21 protein-coding genes and 2 pseudogenes are annotated in these 20,753 nt (G+C 29.7%); 8 read left to right on the forward strand and 15 right to left on the reverse strand.

What is annotated here, in order from left to right; all coding sequences use genetic code 11:
- Positions 1-83: 83 nt before the first annotated feature.
- Complete coding sequence (locus AC2D8K_RS11555) at positions 84-662, forward strand: recombinase family protein (RefSeq protein ID WP_031908289.1); 579 nt, start codon at positions 84-86, stop codon at positions 660-662.
- A gap of 223 nt (positions 663-885) precedes the next feature.
- On the opposite strand, the gene msr(A) is transcribed toward AC2D8K_RS11555, so the two are convergent.
- A complete protein-coding gene (msr(A), locus tag AC2D8K_RS11560) occupies positions 886-2,352 on the reverse strand; it encodes an ABC-F type ribosomal protection protein Msr(A) (RefSeq protein WP_002447408.1) in 1,467 nt (488 codons plus the stop codon).
- A gap of 536 nt (positions 2,353-2,888) precedes the next feature.
- On the opposite strand from msr(A), the gene AC2D8K_RS11565 reads away from it, so the two are divergent.
- Both AC2D8K_RS11565 and AC2D8K_RS11570 read left to right on the forward strand, forming a co-directional pair.
- Complete coding sequence (locus tag AC2D8K_RS11565; RefSeq protein ID WP_002447409.1) at positions 2,889-3,584, forward strand: ABC transporter ATP-binding protein; 696 nt, start codon at positions 2,889-2,891, stop codon at positions 3,582-3,584.
- Position 3,585: 1 nt separating this feature from the next.
- Positions 3,586-4,356: an ABC transporter permease gene (locus AC2D8K_RS11570; protein WP_002455772.1), complete on the forward strand. Its 771-nt coding sequence runs from the start codon at positions 3,586-3,588 to the stop codon at positions 4,354-4,356.
- 629 nt (positions 4,357-4,985) lie between these two features.
- Here AC2D8K_RS11570 and AC2D8K_RS11575 read toward each other — a convergent pair.
- The gene (locus AC2D8K_RS11575) at positions 4,986-5,186 is read right to left on the reverse strand and encodes a hypothetical protein (RefSeq protein WP_000896836.1); all 201 of its coding nucleotides are present in this window, start codon (positions 5,184-5,186) and stop codon (positions 4,986-4,988) included.
- Between the two features lie 5 nt (positions 5,187-5,191).
- On the reverse strand, positions 5,192-5,986 hold the full coding sequence (locus AC2D8K_RS11580) for a ParA family protein (RefSeq protein WP_000022892.1): 795 nt from the start codon (positions 5,984-5,986) through the stop codon (positions 5,192-5,194).
- A 651-nt stretch (positions 5,987-6,637) separates the two neighbouring features.
- On the opposite strand from AC2D8K_RS11580, the gene AC2D8K_RS11585 reads away from it, so the two are divergent.
- Positions 6,638-7,573, forward strand: a complete 936-nt coding sequence (locus AC2D8K_RS11585) for a replication initiator protein A (protein ID WP_000032810.1) — start codon at positions 6,638-6,640, stop codon at positions 7,571-7,573.
- On the opposite strand, the gene AC2D8K_RS11590 is transcribed toward AC2D8K_RS11585, so the two are convergent.
- The 4 genes from AC2D8K_RS11590 to AC2D8K_RS11605 form a co-directional block, all read right to left on the reverse strand.
- A complete protein-coding gene (locus tag AC2D8K_RS11590; RefSeq protein ID WP_000159079.1) occupies positions 7,564-8,133 on the reverse strand; it encodes a replication protein in 570 nt (189 codons plus the stop codon). The two genes, AC2D8K_RS11585 and AC2D8K_RS11590, sit on opposite strands and share 10 nt — an antisense overlap.
- 123 nt (positions 8,134-8,256) lie before the next feature.
- Complete coding sequence (locus AC2D8K_RS11595) at positions 8,257-8,787, reverse strand: hypothetical protein (protein ID WP_225973524.1); 531 nt, start codon at positions 8,785-8,787, stop codon at positions 8,257-8,259.
- A gap of 71 nt (positions 8,788-8,858) precedes the next feature.
- A complete protein-coding gene (locus AC2D8K_RS11600) occupies positions 8,859-9,935 on the reverse strand; it encodes an ATP-binding protein (RefSeq protein ID WP_000125496.1) in 1,077 nt (358 codons plus the stop codon).
- On the reverse strand, positions 9,935-10,255 hold the full coding sequence (locus tag AC2D8K_RS11605) for a hypothetical protein (RefSeq protein ID WP_000701704.1): 321 nt from the start codon (positions 10,253-10,255) through the stop codon (positions 9,935-9,937). Before AC2D8K_RS11605 ends, AC2D8K_RS11600 begins: the two co-directional genes overlap by 1 nt.
- Before the next feature lie 148 nt (positions 10,256-10,403).
- On the opposite strand from AC2D8K_RS11605, the gene AC2D8K_RS11610 reads away from it, so the two are divergent.
- From AC2D8K_RS11610 to AC2D8K_RS11620, 3 genes are all read left to right on the forward strand, one after another.
- Positions 10,404-11,603: a hypothetical protein gene (locus tag AC2D8K_RS11610; protein ID WP_001831368.1), complete on the forward strand. Its 1,200-nt coding sequence runs from the start codon at positions 10,404-10,406 to the stop codon at positions 11,601-11,603.
- A gap of 41 nt (positions 11,604-11,644) precedes the next feature.
- Positions 11,645-12,460 (forward strand): hypothetical protein, encoded by an 816-nt coding sequence (locus AC2D8K_RS11615; RefSeq protein WP_001832799.1) that lies wholly within the window; start codon positions 11,645-11,647, stop codon positions 12,458-12,460.
- Between the two features lie 549 nt (positions 12,461-13,009).
- A complete protein-coding gene (locus tag AC2D8K_RS11620; protein ID WP_002488419.1) occupies positions 13,010-13,561 on the forward strand; it encodes a type III toxin-antitoxin system ToxN/AbiQ family toxin in 552 nt (183 codons plus the stop codon).
- Positions 13,562-13,828: 267 nt separating this feature from the next.
- Here the strand turns inward: AC2D8K_RS11620 and AC2D8K_RS11625 are convergent, their stop codons facing one another.
- The 5 genes from AC2D8K_RS11625 to AC2D8K_RS11645 form a co-directional block, all read right to left on the reverse strand.
- Positions 13,829-14,356 (reverse strand): GNAT family N-acetyltransferase, encoded by a 528-nt coding sequence (locus AC2D8K_RS11625; RefSeq protein WP_001831394.1) that lies wholly within the window; start codon positions 14,354-14,356, stop codon positions 13,829-13,831.
- A gap of 192 nt (positions 14,357-14,548) precedes the next feature.
- Positions 14,549-15,205: a hypothetical protein gene (locus tag AC2D8K_RS11630; RefSeq protein WP_001831384.1), complete on the reverse strand. Its 657-nt coding sequence runs from the start codon at positions 15,203-15,205 to the stop codon at positions 14,549-14,551.
- A 63-nt stretch (positions 15,206-15,268) separates the two neighbouring features.
- Entirely contained in the window at positions 15,269-15,478 is a 210-nt protein-coding gene (gene copZ, locus AC2D8K_RS11635) for a copper chaperone CopZ (protein WP_001831373.1), read from the reverse strand.
- Between the two features lie 33 nt (positions 15,479-15,511).
- Entirely contained in the window at positions 15,512-17,899 is a 2,388-nt protein-coding gene (locus AC2D8K_RS11640; RefSeq protein ID WP_001832797.1) for a heavy metal translocating P-type ATPase, read from the reverse strand.
- 14 nt (positions 17,900-17,913) lie between these two features.
- Positions 17,914-18,189: a metal-sensing transcriptional repressor gene (locus tag AC2D8K_RS11645; protein ID WP_001831396.1), complete on the reverse strand. Its 276-nt coding sequence runs from the start codon at positions 18,187-18,189 to the stop codon at positions 17,914-17,916.
- 174 nt (positions 18,190-18,363) lie between these two features.
- Between AC2D8K_RS11645 and AC2D8K_RS11650 the strand changes: the two genes are divergently transcribed.
- Positions 18,364-18,639: a glutaredoxin family protein gene (locus AC2D8K_RS11650; RefSeq protein ID WP_001831374.1), complete on the forward strand. Its 276-nt coding sequence runs from the start codon at positions 18,364-18,366 to the stop codon at positions 18,637-18,639.
- 40 nt (positions 18,640-18,679) lie between these two features.
- Here AC2D8K_RS11650 and AC2D8K_RS11655 read toward each other — a convergent pair whose 3' ends face one another.
- The 3 genes and pseudogenes from AC2D8K_RS11655 to AC2D8K_RS11665 form a co-directional block, all read right to left on the reverse strand.
- Entirely contained in the window at positions 18,680-19,621 is a 942-nt protein-coding gene (locus AC2D8K_RS11655; RefSeq protein WP_001831389.1) for a cation diffusion facilitator family transporter, read from the reverse strand.
- A gap of 362 nt (positions 19,622-19,983) precedes the next feature.
- Positions 19,984-20,468: pseudogene (locus AC2D8K_RS11660) on the reverse strand (replication-associated family protein).
- A gap of 18 nt (positions 20,469-20,486) precedes the next feature.
- A pseudogene (locus AC2D8K_RS11665) lies at positions 20,487-20,753 on the reverse strand (replication initiation protein); the annotation flags it as partial.

A 20,753-nucleotide genomic window follows, 5' to 3' on the forward strand; every position in this document is an offset into this window, starting at 1 on the left:
ATAGCAACTAAAATGTATGGTTAGGGTGTATATTAATTATGAGGTGAAAATCAATGATTGTTGGCTATGCGTGAGTATCATCGATCGATCAAAATTTAGAAAGACAACTTGAAAATTTAAAGACGTTTGGGGCTGAAAAAATATTTACAGAAAAACAGTCTGGGAAATCTATTGAAAATAGACCAGTATTTCAAGAAGCACTTAACTTTGTAAGAACGGGAGATCGATTCGTTGTGGAATCTATTGATCGTTTAGGACGTAATTATGATGAAATTATTGAAACTGTGAATTACTTAAAAGAAAAAGACGTTCAGTTAATGATTACAAGTTTACCTATGATGAATGAAGTTATTAGTAATCCATTACTGGATAAATTTATGAAAGATTTAATTGTTCAAATTTTAGCAATGGTTTCAGAACAAGAGAGAAACGAAAGTAAACGTCGACAAGCACAAGGAATTCAAGTTGCGAAAGAAAAAGGCGTTTATAAAGGACGACCTTTACTTTATTCGCCAAACGCGAAAGATCCTCAAAAGCGTGTTATCTATCATCGAGTTGTCGAAATGTTAGAAGAAGGCCAAGCAATTAGTAAAATTGCAAAAGAAGTAAATATAACAAGGCAGACTGTTTATAGAATTAAACACGATAAGGGATTATCTTGATAAATAGGTTGTCAATGCAAATGAGCGTTTCTCACAGCGTTCTAAAACGCATATTAATCATCTATTATGAGATTTTAATAATAAAACAAGAAAAGAGAGGGTAAAAACTCCCTCTCTTTTCTTCTATATTCTTTTTCTCAAAAATGATCGGTTATGGTACTATTGTTATTTACTTTATTATAATACTTTAAAGAAATATTCAATATAAATTAGTGTATAGTTTTTAAGTTATATCATGAATAGATTGTCCTGTTAATTCCCATTTTTTATCTGATACATGTTTAACAAACCTTGTATCATGTGATGTAAACAAAATGATTCCAGGATATTTATTCATAAACATTTCTAATGCTTCTAATGTTTTAATATCTAAAAAATTAGTTGGTTCATCCAAAATTAACATATTCGCTTTCGTTGAAAATAATACTGCTAACGATAATTTCGTTCTTTCCCCACCACTCAAAACATTACAAGAACGCTCAAGTGCTTCATTTAAACCCAAGTTATTTAAAATAGCTCTACTGAATGATTCTGATGAATCCGTTTCATCCATTAAATATTGCAATAATGAAACGTCACGCATGTCTTCATAAGCAAGTTGACGATAGTATGCCATTTGCACTTTAGGAGAACAATCAATTCCCTCTATTTGGTGGTAAATAGCTTCAAGTAAAGTTGTCTTACCTACACCATTTGCACCTACGAGCGCTATATTTTTGCCATATGGTATTTGGAATCGTACTTGTGTTAGCAGTTTTTGACTTCCTTTAACCAATGTTAGATTTTGTGCAATGATTGGATAATTATTATGGATATCATAAATTTTATTTTGTGGAAAATTGAATTCATGATAACTTTGTGGTTTTTCAACTTCTTCCAAATGTTCCATTCTTTTTTCAATATGCTTAGCTTGTTTTTGAGCAGCCTTCTCAACCGTGCCTTTTTGTTTTGATGCACTTAAACGATCTGGTGCTATACTTTTATTTTTTTGTTTTGATGATGCTTGTGCCATTTGTTGCGCTTGATTTCGTTTAGCTTTACTGGCTTGGGACAATCTTTGTTTTTCACTTATATACTGTTCATATTTACGTTGTTGTTCTAACTGTTCTTGTTCATATTGATTTTGATACTGTGTGTAATTACCTTTAAACACTCTTATTGTGCCATCTTCTTGTATATCCCAAATTGTGTCAGCAATTTGGTCTATAAGTGCTCTATCGTGACTTACTATAATTAAAGTACCATAGTAATATTTTAAAATATTATTCAGATAATCTTTACCAATTTTATCCAAGTGATTTGTAGGTTCATCTAAAAGTAATATCGGACTATAATTTGATATGACATTAGCTAATTTATATTTTGCTTTTTCACCACCACTCATACTGTCGGTTGTATGCATAGGTATATGGAGTTCACTCATTAAACTACCGTCTAACGTGTTAAAATCATTTTCCACATCCATGTTAAGCTGTTCAAAATATTGAATTTCGCCATTCGTTTCAACTGTTCCAGATTCTGGTTTTGTTTTTTGAGCAATCATATTTAGTAATGTGGTTTTGCCAGTACCATTACCCCCAATAAGTGCTATTTTTTCAAATTGGTAAGCATAAAGATGATCGATGTTAAGTGATCGTAAATCTGTCAATTTATGATTGATTTGGTTAAATTTAATTGTATATTGTTCCATATTTATACACTCCTTGTATATTTAAAGGACGTGTACGCAAAAAATGAGACAGGCTACTCCCGTCTCATTCACATTACACTTTCAAACACTTAAAGAATTATTACGATGTTTTAGTATTTGAAAGCGTTTATTATTCCTATCGAAGGATAAAAAATGACATAAGTCATCCTATGAGTGTGTGTATTGCGGACAAGCCTTTTTGAATTAATTTAGTTTTGTATTCAAAAAGGTTTATTTGAGTCTCATAGAAGCTGTCATTTTAATCCTCCTTCATCGATAAAATAGTAATGTTAATATAACATTTTATTGGTTTTTTTACAATATATCTCTAAGTACAAAGATCATATAATAAAAGTATAAAATTACAATTTGAGATTGATTATACATCTTGTTAATTTAGAGTGTACTTATAAAATGCAGCACTTCATTTAATTTATATTTATGTATCTCAACATGTATTTAAATAATTTATTTTTTTATGATACATTAAGTTTGGATTTAAAATATATCTAAATAATTAAAAAGGAGATAATTGTATGGATGTTTTAACAGTAGAACATTTAACAAAAAAGATAGGTAATAAGACTATTCTCAAAGATATTTCTTTAAATTTAAAACGAGGACAGATTGTCGGTCTTGTTGGAGCAAATGGGGCAGGAAAAACATCTTTGATGAAAGTTATATTAGGCTACTCGATTTATCAAGAAGGTAACTTTGAAGTTATTGAAAATAAGCATAAAAAAAGTAACGTTGGTGCATTGATCGAAAATCCAGGAGTATATCCCTTTATGTCAGGCTATGACAATCTTAAACTACTAAATGAAACTAAAAATACTCAAGATATTGATACAATTGTCTCTCAACTTAAAATGGATGAGTATATACATAATAAAGCCAAAACATATTCCTTGGGTATGAAACAAAAATTAGGTATTGCAATAGCTTTCTTAAATCAACCCCAATTAATTATTTTAGATGAACCTATGAATGGGTTAGATCCTAGGGCTGTAAGAGATGTTAGAGAACTCATTGTAAAAAAAGCGGAAGAGGGCGTTACCTTTTTAATTTCTAGCCATATATTAAGTGAGTTAGTAAAAATCACCAATTCTATCCTTATCATTAACAAAGGTAAAATTGTTACTGAAACTACCGAAGAAGAATTAAACCAATATAAAGATAACGATTTAGAAAATGTATTATTAAGTATCATTGATAAGGAGGATCAATCGTAAAATGGGCACTTTAATTAAGCAAGAATGTTTTAAATTGTTTAAAAAGAAATCGACGTTTATTATACCAATTATCATTATGTTATTAATGGTTGTTCAAGCTATAATATCTAAAAACTATGATGATGTTTTTTCTCCACAATCATCTATTGAATCAGCATTTAGTGGTTTTTCATGGTTTATCTTTTTATTAATTATTCAAGCCAGCACCATTATTTCAATGGAGTTTTATCATGGTACAATTAAAAATCTTCTCTATCGAAAATATACGAGAACAAGCATTATTATTAGTAAAATTATTACATTAATACTTTTTTCACTACTGTATTTTATTGTTAGTATTGTTGTAGGAATTATTCTATGGGCTATTTTCTTCAACGATATCAATCTCCTTGAAAGTAAGGGTGATGCGTTATCGTTATTAAGTAAAATGTTATTAACTGGACTAGGTACATATGTTGGAACATGGTTAGTCTTAAGTATCACCTTATTAATTTCATGTGCAATGAAAAGTCCCGGTGTCTCTATTGCTGTCGGTATTGTATTGTATTTTGCCACTTCAATTTTGTCAGGGATATTAACAATTGTTGTAGATAAATGGGAATGGTTAAAATGGAACCCTATTAGTATGATGAATATTATGGTTCAAATTGTTGATAAAAACATGAAAAAATTCACAAAATTAGAACTGCATGAATTATTTATTGGTAATATTGTTTATATTATTATTTTCTTAATCATCGTAGTATTTGTCTTTAAAAAGAAAAATGTCTAATCTAACTCAACACACTTTATAATTTTGCATTCCTCTACTAACCAGTGTTATAATCTACTTAACTCCCGTAAGGGCGCACTTATACGTTTGTTCCAAACGCTAGTGTAGATCCGTCATCGACCTGCGTCGATTTTTAATTTTAAATTCAAAGAAACGGCTTGAGATATTCCGAGCAGTTATAAAAATTAATTTGTGTCGAATATCGCTACTACATTCTTGAAAAAGTGATGTAGATTTTTAGCCCATAACTTTTTTTATTTACATCGACGATACGGCGTCGAAGGAAAAATAAACAGACCGTACGAAAGAAAAAGTCAATCCACTTTGTCTGGGTTGGCTTTTATTTTTATATCCAAAGGCGCACTTACACACCTAAAAAAGTGTCGTACTAAAACCAAAACTCATATGTGATAAGCTAATATCCTTATTTTGCATTTTAAGGGGTATTTTATATGTTTTTTTACATAAGCTCTTAAAACACAAATGAGAGCCAAATAAAGGTTCTGTATGGACTATGATTGCCTCATTCACTCTGTTTACATAACCAATGATTATCAGAAGTTATTTAAAATAAGAGTGTGTCATTACAGTCTAAAGTAATGACACACTCTTTCAATATATATATAATACTAATACTTATTTTTTTCCAAAAATTCTCCTAACACTTCATCAACTATAGCTTTTATAGATGTATCCTTATCTAATGCCATTTGATTTAGTCTTTTTTTTATATCAGTGTCCACTCTCATAGTCGTACTTTTAGATACCGGTTTATAATTTTCCGTATATTTTACCTCAGATGTATCTATGTTATCTAAAAATCCTGCCATAAATATCACTCACCCTCAATTAATCTAATTCTATTAACTAATTCTTCGTAGACTTTGTTAAACATATATATAACTTTTTTGTCATGCATATCTTTATCTTTTATTCCATCAGCGGCAAATTTTTTTATTCTTTCTCTTTGATATATCTGGTTCTCAAAGAGTGCTTCAGAAAATGCTGATTTAGACATATCTAATATCTGTTTATCTACACGTCCACTTTTTTTAATTAATACTGGAACAGCGCCAACCAATTCAAACGATAAATCTGATTCTTTTTTTCGATCCCTTAAAAAATTAACAAATGAAAGACTACTTTCATAAGCAGATTGTTGTGTTTGAAATACCATTAAAATGTAATCACTTGCATAAACAGCATTATTAGTGAAATCAGAGTTAATAGTAGGTGGTACATCAATAAATATATAGTCGAAATCGTGAATTTCTTTAATTTTTTCAACCACATTTTTTAAAATATATCTTTTCTTTAGAATATCTGTCTTTGAAATGATATCGGATAAGTTAGCCAAAGATGAATCAGCTGGTAATAGTGATAATTTGGAAGTTAATTTCACAATACTTTGATCTATATTTCCATTTTTTAGCATGTTTATAAATGAAATCTTTTCTTCCTCAAATTCCGGATAAGTTCTTTTCATAATTTGAGTTGCATTTCCCTGAGGATCAAAATCTATTAAAAGTACTTTTTTATCATAATTTTCAGATGCAATATAAGAAAGTAACGTGGCTACTGTTGTTTTACCTACACCACCTTTAAAATTTCCAACTGTTATTATGCTCAAAATAATACCTCCCATTTACTATGTCTTTACTCTTTACATTAGTTCACTATCCTAATTGGGTTTTTGTTACATGTAACATGTTACTATTGAAATTATTTTTTTTCAATCTTTATTTACTATGTCTTTACTCTTTACATTAGTTCACTATCCTAATTGGGTTTTTGTTACATGTAACATGTTACTATTGAAATTATTTTTTTTCAATCTTTATTTACTATGTCTTTACTCTTTACATTAGTTCACTATCCTAATTGGGTTTTTGTTACATGTAACATGTTACTATTGAAATTACTTTTTTTCAATCTTTATTTACTATGTCTTTACTCTTTACATTAGTTCACTATCCTAATTGGGTTTTTGTTACATGTAACATGTTACTTATAAGAAGTTACATAATTTATTGTTTCTTCTTTTTTACTTTGTTACTATTAACTTAGATTTTAATAAAGTAAAAAGCGTTTAGTCGTTGGCCCGACTAAACGCTTTAGGTAATAAACGCTAACATATATACTCTAAATGATGCGTTGTTTATATAATAAGTACATATAATTATATAGTATAAACAATATGACTTCAAGAATGAGATATTATTAAATATAATAACGCGTCTTATTACCTCTATCTAAATATGAAAAAGAAGAGGTTTATATTATGTCAAAATTCAAAAAAATTTCTGCTAGTGAATTTGAAACATCTCGTTTTTACCAACTCCCAAAATTTTTATTTGAAGATGGTCATTTTTCTAAAATGACAACTGACGCAAAGGTTATGTATGCTCTATTAAAAGATCGTTTTGAATTATCCAAAATCAATAACTGGATTGATGAAGAAAATAATATATATCTACTATATACAAATAAACAATTATGTTCCATTTTACAATACGGAGAACCTAAAATTATCAAATTGAAAAAAGAGCTAGAAAAATTCAATTTAATTATAAATGAAAGACAAGGACTAAATAGACCTAACAAAATATACCTTTTAGAACCTAGTTATGACAAGGAACTAACAAATCGTAAGTTCCAGAACAAACAAATTATTAGTTCAAGAACTAACGAAAATATAGTTCAAGAACTAACAATTTGTAAGTCTAATGATACTGATATTAATGATACTGAGAATAAAGAAACTGAGAATAATGATACGTATGATATGAATGATAGTGAACATATAGCCAACCCTAATACTTCTCATTCGAATCATCCAAATCATCAATCTAATGAATTTGATAATAATGCCTTAAAATATCATTTACTTCAAGAAATTCCCGATCAACTTCAAACCTATTTAAATAACTTTGAAGTTGATGAAATACAAATTATTAAAAGTGTCATACTTAAAGCTAAATCATCATTTAATAATGAAAAGAATACAGTATACATGTTAGAAGATATTGAGTTTGAGATGATTAATGTGCTCAAACGTTTTAAAGCAACATTAATTCAAAAAAGCGAAAGTGTCGAAGCCATGCAAGGTTATTTAATGCGTTCAATTAAAACAGAACTCGAAGAAATGCATTCCTTAAATATGCGACGTCAAAACGCGCCACAAAACCATATATTCGACACATCACACTATTTATGATTGAACGTATGTCGCCTTGAATCTAAATATTTCGCAAAAAAATACGTCCGTTGGATAATCAAATTTAAATAAGATGGATGATGTTGTCGCGCATACATCACTAGATCTTGAAATTCTATAAAATTGTGATTTTCAATCATATCAATAATGTTATTAAACACTTCGGACTGACCTTGATCTAATAAAAATTGGTTTAAGTCAAAACCACAACCACTTTCAATATCATTGATATCATAAAGCGTTTTATCTGAATTAGAGGCATGAATAAAATAATCAAACATGCCCTTAGGAGACATAATAATTTCAATATGCCTCGGTGTATTTAAGTGTTGTTGAAGTAGTTCAGAGACTTGAGAATAACTTTTTAAAGAATCAAAGAATAAAGCACCGTGTTTATGTGATTTTTTGATTAATCCCGTTGATTGATCTATATCTTGATTGTGCCACGGGCTTAAAATATAAGGAATATGCATCTGTTCCAAAATATCTTGATAGTTAGATGGCGTGCTTTCTTCATATATTAAAAAAGCCCACTTATTCGAACGCTTATCTTTCGTCATCATGGACATCCTTTCTGTGATTATTGATTAATGATGCCATGGGGGGTCGTAGTAACCCCATGGCACTGTTAAGATACACATGCGTTGTGTTTATCACTTCGTGTACCACAACGCATGTGTATCTTAACGTTTGTGGCCTGCAAACCATAGATAACGATGATGACGTTGAGGTTTTGAAAAGTAATAATTCGGGTGCATATGTGTAATTTCTTCATGAATTTGAGGTTCAATCTTTTTTAATATATCGTGAGCTTGCTGTTTCCGGGGAATTTTAATTGCCACACGGACTTCATTTTGACGAACATCAACGAGCGATTTTCCAACCATTTTATTAAAGTATTGCTGGACAGAATTTGTTTTACTTTTGCCGTTATTTTGCCAATCCTGAGTCGTGTCTGTGTCAACATCTTGTTTAAGATAATGTCGTAAAACCATTGTGTGATAAACAGATTTGATATGATTCGTGAGTTGATCTTTCAATAAACGAATCATTAAATCGATAACTATTAACATCAATGCTAAGACTAATAAGTAAAATGTAAGTTGATATACACCATTTGAAATGATTGTGATATAGTGTGTGACGTTTCGCGTATCGATAATATCAATTTGAGACACAATAAAGTTTAATAGGACAAAGAGTTTACTAACCATAACTGTCAAAATAGCGAACAGGAACAAGTAAATGATAATATCATACACACGCATGAAATAGGTTTTCCTCATCACAATACACCTGCTTTCGTATAGTAAGTCGGACATAACAAGGGTAAGACTTGATAGGGAGATTCACTATCAATCACTTGGATTAGACCTGTCCCTTTACCAATGGGTATCACAATACCTTCTGGATCTAAATCGGGGAATAAAAATTGTGTGGTTTTTTTATTAATATTACCGATTTGAATCAGCACATTGAGTTGTTCTCTAACGGAAACCGGGATGGTTTGATGATCAAATCGTTGAGACACCAGTAATAAATGAACTTTGGTGGCACGACCTAATAAAGCAATTTGAGATAGTAATGAAAAGAACGCGTCTTTAATGGTCTTATTCACACCTTCAGCTAAAGCGAGCACTTCATCAATCACAATGGTTAGGTGATCAAATTGATAGTCTGGATCGTCATAAAGAATGGTTTGTCGTTGTTGAATAACTTGAAGGCAATGACTTAAGTTTTCATTAATTTCAGATAAAAAATCAGACTTAGATCGATTTTGATGAGGGTGAATCACAGTAATATCATGAATACGTGCCCAACGGCTCGGTGTATCAAACTTAGGGTCAACAATAATGAGTTCTGATATCGGTTTTAATACACTTAGTAAGTACGTCAGCATATAAGATTTACCACTGCCTGAATTACCTGCGATCGCTATAGATGTAATGTTTTGATAGTTTAAAGTTAATTGTTTCATGATCGGAATTTGTTGATTCGTTAGAGACGACGTAAAACGATCTAAATCAGAAATCACTAAGCGTTCTGATATCCCTTGTTGCCATGGGAAAAACAAAGCGCGTTGCGTATGAATATCGTCGGTATCCATAGGTACGAAATACGCAGAATTCTGTTTTAACAATGTGAATTTGGGATATAAAGCTGCACTCGCAATGAGAAATATTTTTTGATATAAGTCATCGTCCACAATATAGCCTGCAGGCAGGCGAGGAAGAAAGTAAAAACCTTCTTCCGTGACCTTGCAGGTGAAACTATTGGTATAACTGGTTTCGCCTTGCATCATGGATCCTAGTGCCATATTTAAGCTTTGTAGGAGATATTGTTCGAGCTCTTTGGCTGTCATTATTTAACCTCCTTCAGATCTGAAGCTTTGAAGTAAACATCATAACGGACTTCACAAGCTTCTAAATGATCAAAAGTAATGACGCTCATATAATTAGGTAATGTCACTTCATTTTCGAATTTAACTGTGAAGGGCGGTAAGCCTTCTTGAACAAACCAGGCTTTATACGCAATAATTTCTCCGGTAGGCTGATTATTCTCAAAACGCTGTTGCGGATAAAGTTCTGTACTTAAGCTATAAATGGGTTTTTTATTATCAATATAATTGGAAGCTATTTCAGTTGAATAGCCACCTTTTTTGAAATTAGATTGAATTTTCATGTGAAACATCCTTTCTATCCTATTGATGCGCATCGTTTAGGAAATATAAATAGAATTAATCAAAGATATCTGTGATTGATTAAATTTTCGCAAATGAAGTGATAAAATAATAGGTGAAAAAATTTATTCGGTTTTTGGAGGTAATAGCGTGATTATCATTAATAACAAAGGAATCAATGACTTAGATTTTAATTATTGGATGAATAATCAATTAACTGATGACAATATCGAAGAAATTTTAGAGGGGTCTGATTTAAGTATGGAACAAGAAATTTTTAAAAGTAATTATAAAAAATTCTTGGAGATAGATGGCAAAAAGGAAAGATGGTATTCTCTGGAAGAAGCTGCGTATATTATTAATGGGAATTATTTTTCAATTTATGAGGAAGATAGCAAAAAGCGAAGTGTCACAACAGACTATGTAAAAAATAAAAGTAATGATATCTTAAATAATATAGAAAATGGAACAAACCAAAATTGGAATAAATATCATTACCCACAAAAAAGGAAGTTTGCATTCAAAAAAGTAAAGTATGTTAATGAAGATATGATCGATGAAATATTAAGAGATGATGTAACAAAACCTGAAAAAATAAAACGAGGTAATATATCAATCGAAGAGTTGCTACCTAATCAAAATAGAATAGCAAAATATATTAGACAGAATGAGAATATACATAATAAAAGTATAATGATAGATTACCTAAATCAATTAAGTGATACACTGGCAAAATCATTAGACGACGTACGTTATTTTTCAAATAAACTATCATTATTTAAATCTGTTATTAAAGATTCTAGAGAAATAGCACAAAATATACATAGGGATCACGATATAGATAATAAAGAAAAATATGAACTTCTGAAAAAAGAATATAGTAATTTTTTAGAAAACTGTATACGTTTTTCTAATGAATATTTAGATATACTAGATATCAAAAATATTTTTAATATTTTTGATACTAAGAAAATTGTTTTAAATCTGTCTTATTATACGAAAATGTGGGAGGTTCCTGATATTAATAATGAACAACCGATAAATAATAATTTACAAAAGTTTGTTGATTTGAAAAAGAAGAAGTATTTAAATAATGTACATTGGAGTAAAAATAAGATACTTAAACAATTAAATGAAATTGAAGTTAAACCCGTTACTTTAAAAGATGGTACTAGTGAAACAGAACGCGTGGCAGAGTGGATGTATAGAAATAAAACAAAAGTTGTTTATGAAATTATAAATAAAGAATTTGATGATGTTTATGATTTACTTAACGGTATGTTGAAGTCTGAATACACAGAACTTATGGGCTATATGAGAATATGGCATAACTTAAGCAAAAATTTATAAGTCTTAGTAACCTGTTATACACTTTAATTGGAGGAGTTAACGTGTATTTCAAAAATATGGATTTCTTGATTGACCTATACAAGAATTTTAACGAAGTAGGGATTTTTGCAGTAATATATATTATATATGCGCTTATTCAAATTCTAAGTCAAAATATTTTATATAAAAGACAAAAGATGGAAAGAGTAAAAACACTGATAATCAATATAATTTTATACATATTTATAACACTAGTAGCATTAATGTACTTGTTAGCAATGATTTTTTATTCACTCAGTGCATATCCTAAAGAAGAAGTGATTAAATATATAACAGATTGGGATAAAATTAGTTTGCCAGCTATATTACTTGTTCTTTATTCGTTATTATTCCCTATTTTTATATTTCCATTTGTAGGAAAACGACGTAGAAAAAACTATTTTGCAGAAAATGTAAATAATTGTATTATTGAAAGAGAAATTATAGATAGAGTGAGTATTAATGGTAGAGATAAATTAATTCTAAAAGATGCCTTAGGATATCAGACAGAAAAAGATATAACAGGAATAAAGGATTTAAAAATTAGTACATCTCAAAAAAAATCTTGGTTAACGTTAGAAGACATTAAAATAGCTACGATGAGTCTAAGAGATAAACAATTACTGTTAAAAATGATTATAGGTTTAATAATATTTGGGGTCCCTACAGGGTATTTTGTGTGGAACTTCATCAGTGTCGTTGATGATTGGGATAGAATAATGCACGCAAATGATATATTTATGTATATGGGTCTTTTCACGTTACCATTAATGGTAACAGTTGAGTTATATGTAGTTGCATTTATTATTACCAAAAATTTATTTAAAAAGAAAAAATGATAACAAATTTAGATTAAGAGAAAATAACTTATCAAAGGTCGTATATTAGAACATGATATATATAGTTCGCCTATCTATCAAGAATCAATCTAGTCGCAGAGAGGGATCATTACTTTGCTAATCATTTTCGTTAATTGGACTATAACATTGGTTGGTGGAGAAATGTAAAAGACTATTATTATTGATTTTGTAGGATTTTTTTGGTTAATAAGTCTTTTCTTATACTATCAACAATACGGTAATTAGCTTGTCAAAGGATTTTACTCTTTCCAATCAATTGTGGATTTGTATCGGTGTAGAAAGTATTTTGTACCAAGCGTCTACCTGCTTTATTTCTAATGAAAAATCAGTTAGTAAATCTTTAATCATTTTTCTCTTAGAAAACCAATTTGAACGGTTCTGAGAAATATAATATAAAGATAAAAAATTGACATATGATTTATACAGTGCTAAAATTTAAAATGTATATAGGAGAGGTCTTGCCACAAGTAGACATTGAAAAAATAGAGAGTCCATGCTAAAAGTTGGAATTGAAAAAATGGAGAGGTCTTGCCACAAGTAGACATTGAAAAGCGACCAAATATTTGGTCGCTTTATTTTTATACTGTAGGAGAAATTATGAAATTATACTATGTTGATGAAGATTATATTAATGAATTAAGAAATGTAGATGAGAGAGTATTATTAAATAAATCCACTCGTCCTTATTTAGGAGTTGTATTATCTATTAATGATCTTAATTATTTTGTCCCTTTAAGTTCCCCTAAAGAAAATAAAAAACTAAATAATCAACTATCAATAAAATTGTTTGAGGTTAATAATATTCAAAATAGATTAGGATATCTATTATTTTTAAATATGATACCTGTTCCTGATAAATATCTTTCTAAAATAGATATGCAATACATAAAGGAGCAAGATTTAGAATATTATAACTTATTAACTAACCAATTAATTTTTATTAGGCAAGAAAATCAAAGAATCGTAAATAAAGCCCAAAAAGTATATAAAAATGCTGTGATAAAAAAAGTTTCATTTTTTGAATCAATGTGTGTAGATTATTTAGCATTGGAAAGATATGTGAAAGATTTAAAACAGTAAAAAAGATAATTCTGTCAATAATTCCCCTCAACATACTCAGAAGAATTTTAGTGTAAAGTCTTTGTAATTGTCTATCTTAGTTAATTAGATGTTTACTATTATTTCTATATTAATATATAGCTAAAATTAATAAAATAGAAGTCATTAGCTGAATTACTTATGAATCAAAATAAATTTTATATACAAAATGTCATTTTTGAGTACGCTCTAAATAAACAAAAATAGTCCTCTTATTAAAATAAGAGGACTATTTTTGTTTAAAATTATTCAAGACCATTCGCTTTCTAACATACTCATTTGCCATAAATTATAATATTCTCCATTTAATTTTCTAAAGTCTCTTTTTTCTCCTTCTTTTATAAATCCAATCTTTTTGTAACTTTTAATAGCTGATTTATTAAAGGCAAAAACACCTAATTCAATTCTGTGTAGTCCCAAATCTTCAAAAGCCTTTTTCAATAATTTCTTTATTATTTTAGGGCCTAATCCTTGGCCACGCATTTGCGGATCACCTACTAAAACTTTACTTAACGTGGCGGAACAATTTTTAAAATCTATATTATTTAAAGCAATATGACCTATAATTTTTTTTGAATTATTTTCTTCAATGATAACTTTATAAATTATTTTACTAGAATTTTCTTTATTTGTGTCTTTAATATATTCCTTTAATTGTTCTTCATCTAGGGGATAATTAAAATCTGTACCTGCCCATTTGACTAAAAGTTCAGGAGAGTTTATCCAGTTTATTAATAAATCAAAATCTTTCTCCTCAAAATATTCAAACTTAATCAATAAATTACTCCTTAAATAATAGGTTATTAACTATAAAAATTCAGTGAATGTTGCAATATAAACAACCACTACAATTTTTTGATACTTTATTCATCAACTTTCTATCTTAAATTTTCGATTTTTTATAAAGCGTTTTGTATTATCTAAATAACTCTTTACAATTTACTGATTTTTAAGCTTTTGCTAATAGATTTATGCAACTTTAATATTATAAGTAAATCTATGCACTTCATCATTAAATTTAAATTCTGCCCAAATTTTATACATCCCTTTTTTAGGAAAATGAGCATAAAAGGTTGTAGAATCAGGTGATTCTGGGTGAACATGAATATAATCAGTTAATTGCTCATCAAATATAATCACATGTCCTAAAGCTCCTAAATAAGGTTGGGGAGTTAATTCTGTATTGAAAGTTAAAGGGACATGTTCATCTTCTTTAGCACTTATAGAATTTAAAGTTACATGAACTCCTTTGTTAACTTTTACCCAATTTTTATCAGAATTTAAAGATGTTGTAGAGGTTATTTTATCTCCAATTTGCAGTTCAATAGGATGAACGGAATACACATGGTTTTTTGGTGTAACATCAACAAAAGCCTGGTAAGTTCCTGGCTCTAATTGTTGGTTAATTATAAATAAACCTTCATGCTTTTTTTGAGGGTGTAGGTGGTAATATTTCTCCATGTCATTAGATACTAAAACGAAATGCATTTCTTTTTCATGCATAGTATCTAATAATGGGGCATTATTAAATTCATCTTCTAACGTAATTTCTATATTACCATCTCTATATACAACATTTGCTTTAATTTCGGGTTTGTTTGAATGATATTCATGATTATGATTCATATTTTTATCCTCCTTAATTTTTAATAAGGGCATATCATTAAACGATATGCCCAACTATTTAAATTATTTAATTACATCGTAACCTTGATCTTCAATAGCTTCTTTAAAGTCGTTGAAAGCTACTTGATTTTCATCAAATTCAACTTCCACATTCCCATTCGCCAAGCTTACTTCTGAAGATGTTACACCATCTAATCCATTTAATGCTTTTTCAATTGAATGCTTGCAATGGTCACAGCTCATACCTTCTACATTAATAACTTCGTTAGTCAATGTTGTCACCTCCTTTCAAGAAATATAAGATTCTTATAATTTCATACGTTTTAGACGTAAAGCGTTTGTGACAACACTTACAGAACTTAAAGCCATTGCTGCTCCCGCAACCCAAGGTGCTAGCAGACCAATTGCTGCTATAGGGATACCTGCAACATTGTAACCAAACGCCCAAAATAGATTTTGGCGAATATTACGAATTGTAGATTTACTTGCTTTTATTGCTTTTGGAATTAATAAAAGGTCTCCTCCTAAAATAGTTATATCAGCAGCTTCGATTGCAACTTCTGTACCTGTACCAATGGCAATACCAATATCTGCTTTAACTAGTGCTGGAGCATCATTGACACCATCTCCAACCATAGCTACTTTTTTACCTTCAGATTGAATTTCTGCTACTTTAGAAGCTTTTTCTTCTGGTAAAACCTCTGCAATAATCGTGTCTATACCAACTTGTTTTGCTATTGCTTGTGCGGTACGTTTGTTATCACCAGTTAACATAGCAACTTCAATACCTAATTCATGAAGTTTTTGAATAGCTTGTTGGGCAGTATCTTTAACTGTATCAGCTACAGCGACAACCCCTCTCAATTCGTTATCTACGCTTATAAGCATTGCAGTTTTTCCTTCTTTTTCAAATTGAGCGAGATTTGTTTCAGCTTCATTAGTTTGGATTCCTTTTTCACTCATTAGTTTTCGATTTCCGACAAAAAGTTCTTTACCATCAATTGTTGCATTTATACCGCGCCCTGGTATAGCTTCAAAATGGTCTACTTCTAAAAATTCTAATGATTTTTCTTTAGCATAACTTACGATAGCTTCAGCTAGTGGGTGTTCAGAACCTTTTTCTGCACTAGCTAACAATTGTAATGTTTGATCATCTCCACTAAAATCAGTGACTTCAGGTGTGCCATTTGTTATAGTGCCAGTTTTATCTAAAACAACTGTATTAATAGCGTGTGTACCTTCAATGTGTTCTCCACCTTTAAATAGAATGCCATTTTCAGCAGCTTTTCCGGTACCCACCATTATAGAAGTAGGCGTAGCTAAGCCTAACGCACAAGGACAAGCGATAACTAATACTGCTATTGCAGCAACTAAGGCTGGTTCAAATTGTCCCGGCTGAACTAATGAAATCCATATAATAAATGTGAAAATCGCGATACCTACAACGATAGGTACAAAATATCCAGAAATAATATCTGCTAGTCTTTGTATTGGCGCTTTAGAACCTTGCGCTTCTTCGACAACTTTAACAATGGAGGCAAGAGCTGTATCTTTACCAACTTTTGTTGCTTCAACAGTAATTGCTCCATTTTTATTCATTGTTGATCCTATAACATTATCATTTTGCATTTTTTCAACAGGAATAGATTCACCTGTCAACATTGACTCGTCAATTGAAGTCATACCTTTAATTATTTTGCCATCTACTGGTATTTTTTCTCCTGGTTTGATAACTAAATAGTCTCCTTCTTTTACCTCACTTAAAGGAACCATAGTCTCTTCACCGTTGCGTAATATACGTGCTTCTTTAGCTTGTAAATTCAACAATTTACTTAACGCATTTGTTGTTTGTGTTTTAGCACGTGCTTCTAAATACTTTCCGAAAAGAATTAAAGTAATTAATACAGCACTTGTTTCAAAATATAGGTGTGGCTCATAATTTGTATTAATTAACCACTTAATCGATTCATAAATACTATAAAAGAAGGCTGCGCTTGTACCTAAAGCGACAAGAACATCCATATTTGCTGACCCATTACGAAGGTTTTTATAAGCGCCTACATAAAATTGCCAACCAATAACAAATTGAACAGGCGTTGCTAATACAAATTGGAACCACGGGTTCATAAATATATGTGGTATTTGAATACCAAATAAATGAACGAACATTGTCATTAACAATGGAGCTGCTAAAACAGCTGAAACAACTAATTTAATTAACTGTCGTTTTAATTGTTTTTCTTTTTGGGAACTTTTTTCTGATGCTTCTTTTTTAGGTTGTGCCTCATACCCTAGGTTTTTAATACGTTGTTGAAATTCATCTACAGACGTCATATCAGGGTTGTATTCTACAGTAGCACTTTCTGTGGTTAAATTAACTGTAGCCTTATTTACACCTGAGATTCGATTTAAAACTTTTTCGATTTTATTCGAACAAGCTGCACACGTCATTCCCATTACATCGAGATCCACTTTTTCGGTTAAAACTCCATAACCTGTTTTTTGAATTGTATTTGCAATATCTTCTAATGATGTAACATTGGGGTTATATTCAATTGTAGCTTTCTCTGTAGAAGGATTTACATTAGCGTTAACTTCATCTAATTTATTTAGATTTTTTTCTACTTTATTCGAGCAAGCTGCACATGTCATGCCTGTGATACCTAATGAGGTTTTTTTAATATTTTCACTCAATTATTTCTTTCCTCCTATTTTGAAAATTGTTTTAATACAACCATCAATTCTTTGATACTTTCTTCTCCGTTGCCATTTTTAATACCTTCACTTACACAATTAGATATATGGTCTTCAGTTACTATAAAACCCACTTGTTTTAGGGCTGATTGTATTGCTGTTATTTGTACTAGTACATCTATACAATATCTATCTTCTGCTATCATTGATTGTAAACCGCGCATTTGTCCTTCTAATCTTTTGAGTCTATTGAGCAATGCGTCATTGTTTTTAACAGTAGTAGTGTTCAATTTCACCCCTCCTCATATACCCTAACGGGGTATCTCTTGTTGGAATCTATATTATACCCCTAGTAGGTATAAGTCAATACAAAAGTTTCATATAAAAAATTAATATTTATAGTTTGTTTTAAGAGGTACACTTGTATAAAATGTATGCTAAAACTTATATTAGGAGAGATATATTTGGATAAAAATATACAACTTGAGCTTTACACAAGACCTACATGCTCTGATTGCCAAGAATCAAAAAGGTATTTAAACTCTCAAGAGATTAGTTATAGTCATAAAGATGTAAGTCAAAATTTGGACTTAGAAGAAGAAATGAAAAAAATATCAGGCAACCGAATTGTTCCCTTATTTGTTTTTTATAAAAAAATTTTTTGGGGTAAAAAAAAGTTGTTTAAATATTACGTGGGATTTGAAAATAACAAAAAAGATATATTAAATATATTGGAATAATTAAATAAACAGCCATTATTAAAAAATAATGGCTGTTTATTTAATGATGATGTTGACTGTCTTCTTCTTTCACGATACAAAACAATTTTTCACTATGATTATTGTTAGAAGTTTCAGTCTGTATTGTGACATGTTGAATATTTTGATGATTGAGTTCATGTTCTATACGTTTAAGTAAAAACTCATTTTCAGTAATGGTCATTGTATCTTCTACAACAATATGACAAGATAACGCGTTTAATCCGCTAGTTACTGACCAAACATGAAAGTCATGAATATTTTTAACTTCTTTGAATTTTTTAATAGTTTTAATAATGTCTTTTGTATTTATATTGCTTGGTGCTCCCTCCATTAATACATGAAGACTTGATTTTGTTACATAAAAGCCGCTACGTAGTACTAAAATTGCTACAATCACACTTGCTAAAGGATCCGCCCACCCCCATCTAAAAAATATAATGAGAAGGGCTGCTATAACTGCACCTATAGATCCAAGCATGTCGCTTATTACATGCAAATATGCTCCACGCATATTTAAGTTTTCTTCTACATCGCTCCCGCGCAGCATTATCCAAGCCACAATAATATTAATAAACAAGCCTACCAAGGCGATAATTAACATGCCTGTAGAAGCTACCTCAGGGGGGTTTTTAAATCTCTCAATAGCTTCATAAAAAATATAGATAGCTATTAACATCAAAGTAATACCATTAAGTACAGCTGCTAGTATTTCAAACCTTTTGTAGCCAAAAGTTTTATTTGTATTAGCTTGCTTCGCTCCTAAAGTAAATGCAATTAAAGCAATACCTAAAGAAATAGAATCACTTAACATATGACCAGCATCTGAAATTAACGCAAGACTGTTAGTAAAGAAACCACCTAACCCTTCTACAATCATGTAACTTGTAATAATAATAAAACTAATTAATAAAGTCTTTTTGTTCGCGCCATGTGTATGATTATGATTGTGATCGTTTTCCATTTAATCCCTCCTCTTTTTAATGATGAAAAATATTTTCTATAATTTGAATTTTTGTTTTTATAACTATAGAGTTAAAAAATATAAAATTTCAATTAATGTTTTGTTACTCGAAGAAAATCATACTAACTTATGAATATATGCTCATATATTCATAAGTTAGTATGATTTTTATCCTTTGTCAATATAGAAATGCTTTGTATTTTGTATATTAAATAAAAACCCTACTTTGCTTTGGACAGTAGTGGGATTTTTGCATATGATAAACCACACTTCACTTGCTAAATATTAACTATATTATAATTAACAAGTGATAATTTCTTTTTAGAGAAAATAATGTATTCACGCCTTTAGGCGTGAATACATTATTTTTTTTTGAATAGTTTAGAAAAGATAGATTGTTTTTGTTCATTTTTTTTGATGCTTTTGGAGTAATGATATCTTCTTTTGAATCTATATTATCAGTTTCTATTTTTTTGGTATTACTTAATATATTTTGGCTATTTAAATTCAAAGATTGTTCTTGTTTTAATGCAATTGTTAAATCGTCAATTTGTCGATTCTTTTGTCGAATTTCTGATTCTAAATGCTCTATGTATTTATCGATATAACTGCTATATTGGTTATTTAATGATTCTGTTTTGTTTGTCGATTTTTCATCAAATTTTGTCGATTCTTTTGTCGTTTTTTTATTTAAAATTGTTTTTAGATAATCTATTGTATTATCATCTATTAATGATTTGTTACCTACTTTGTTTACCTTCAAATTTGAAGGTAAACTTTTTAAATGATAATGAATTGTTTGTTTAGAGACATCTAAAAGTTCAGAAACTTCCTTTACAGTTTTCATCAAATAACTGGGTCTCCTTTACTTTTTCATTTTTTGTAAAAACGCTTGACGTTCTTCTTCTGTATACGCAGATGTCTTAGATGTGGTTGGTTCATAAGTGTTATTTTTTAACCATTGTGGCGTCATTTCACGGCTTATATATTGTTTTGGTTTGCCTGTACTTATCATATTAGATTGTCGTTTCGAATGAATACGTTTCTCAGGTTCAAAAGAAAATTCTAACCATTCAATCTTTCGTCCTTTTTTAGCTTTAATTTTATTAATATTGAGATTTTTAAATAAAAA

Source organism: Staphylococcus sp. 510 (assembly GCF_057219715.1).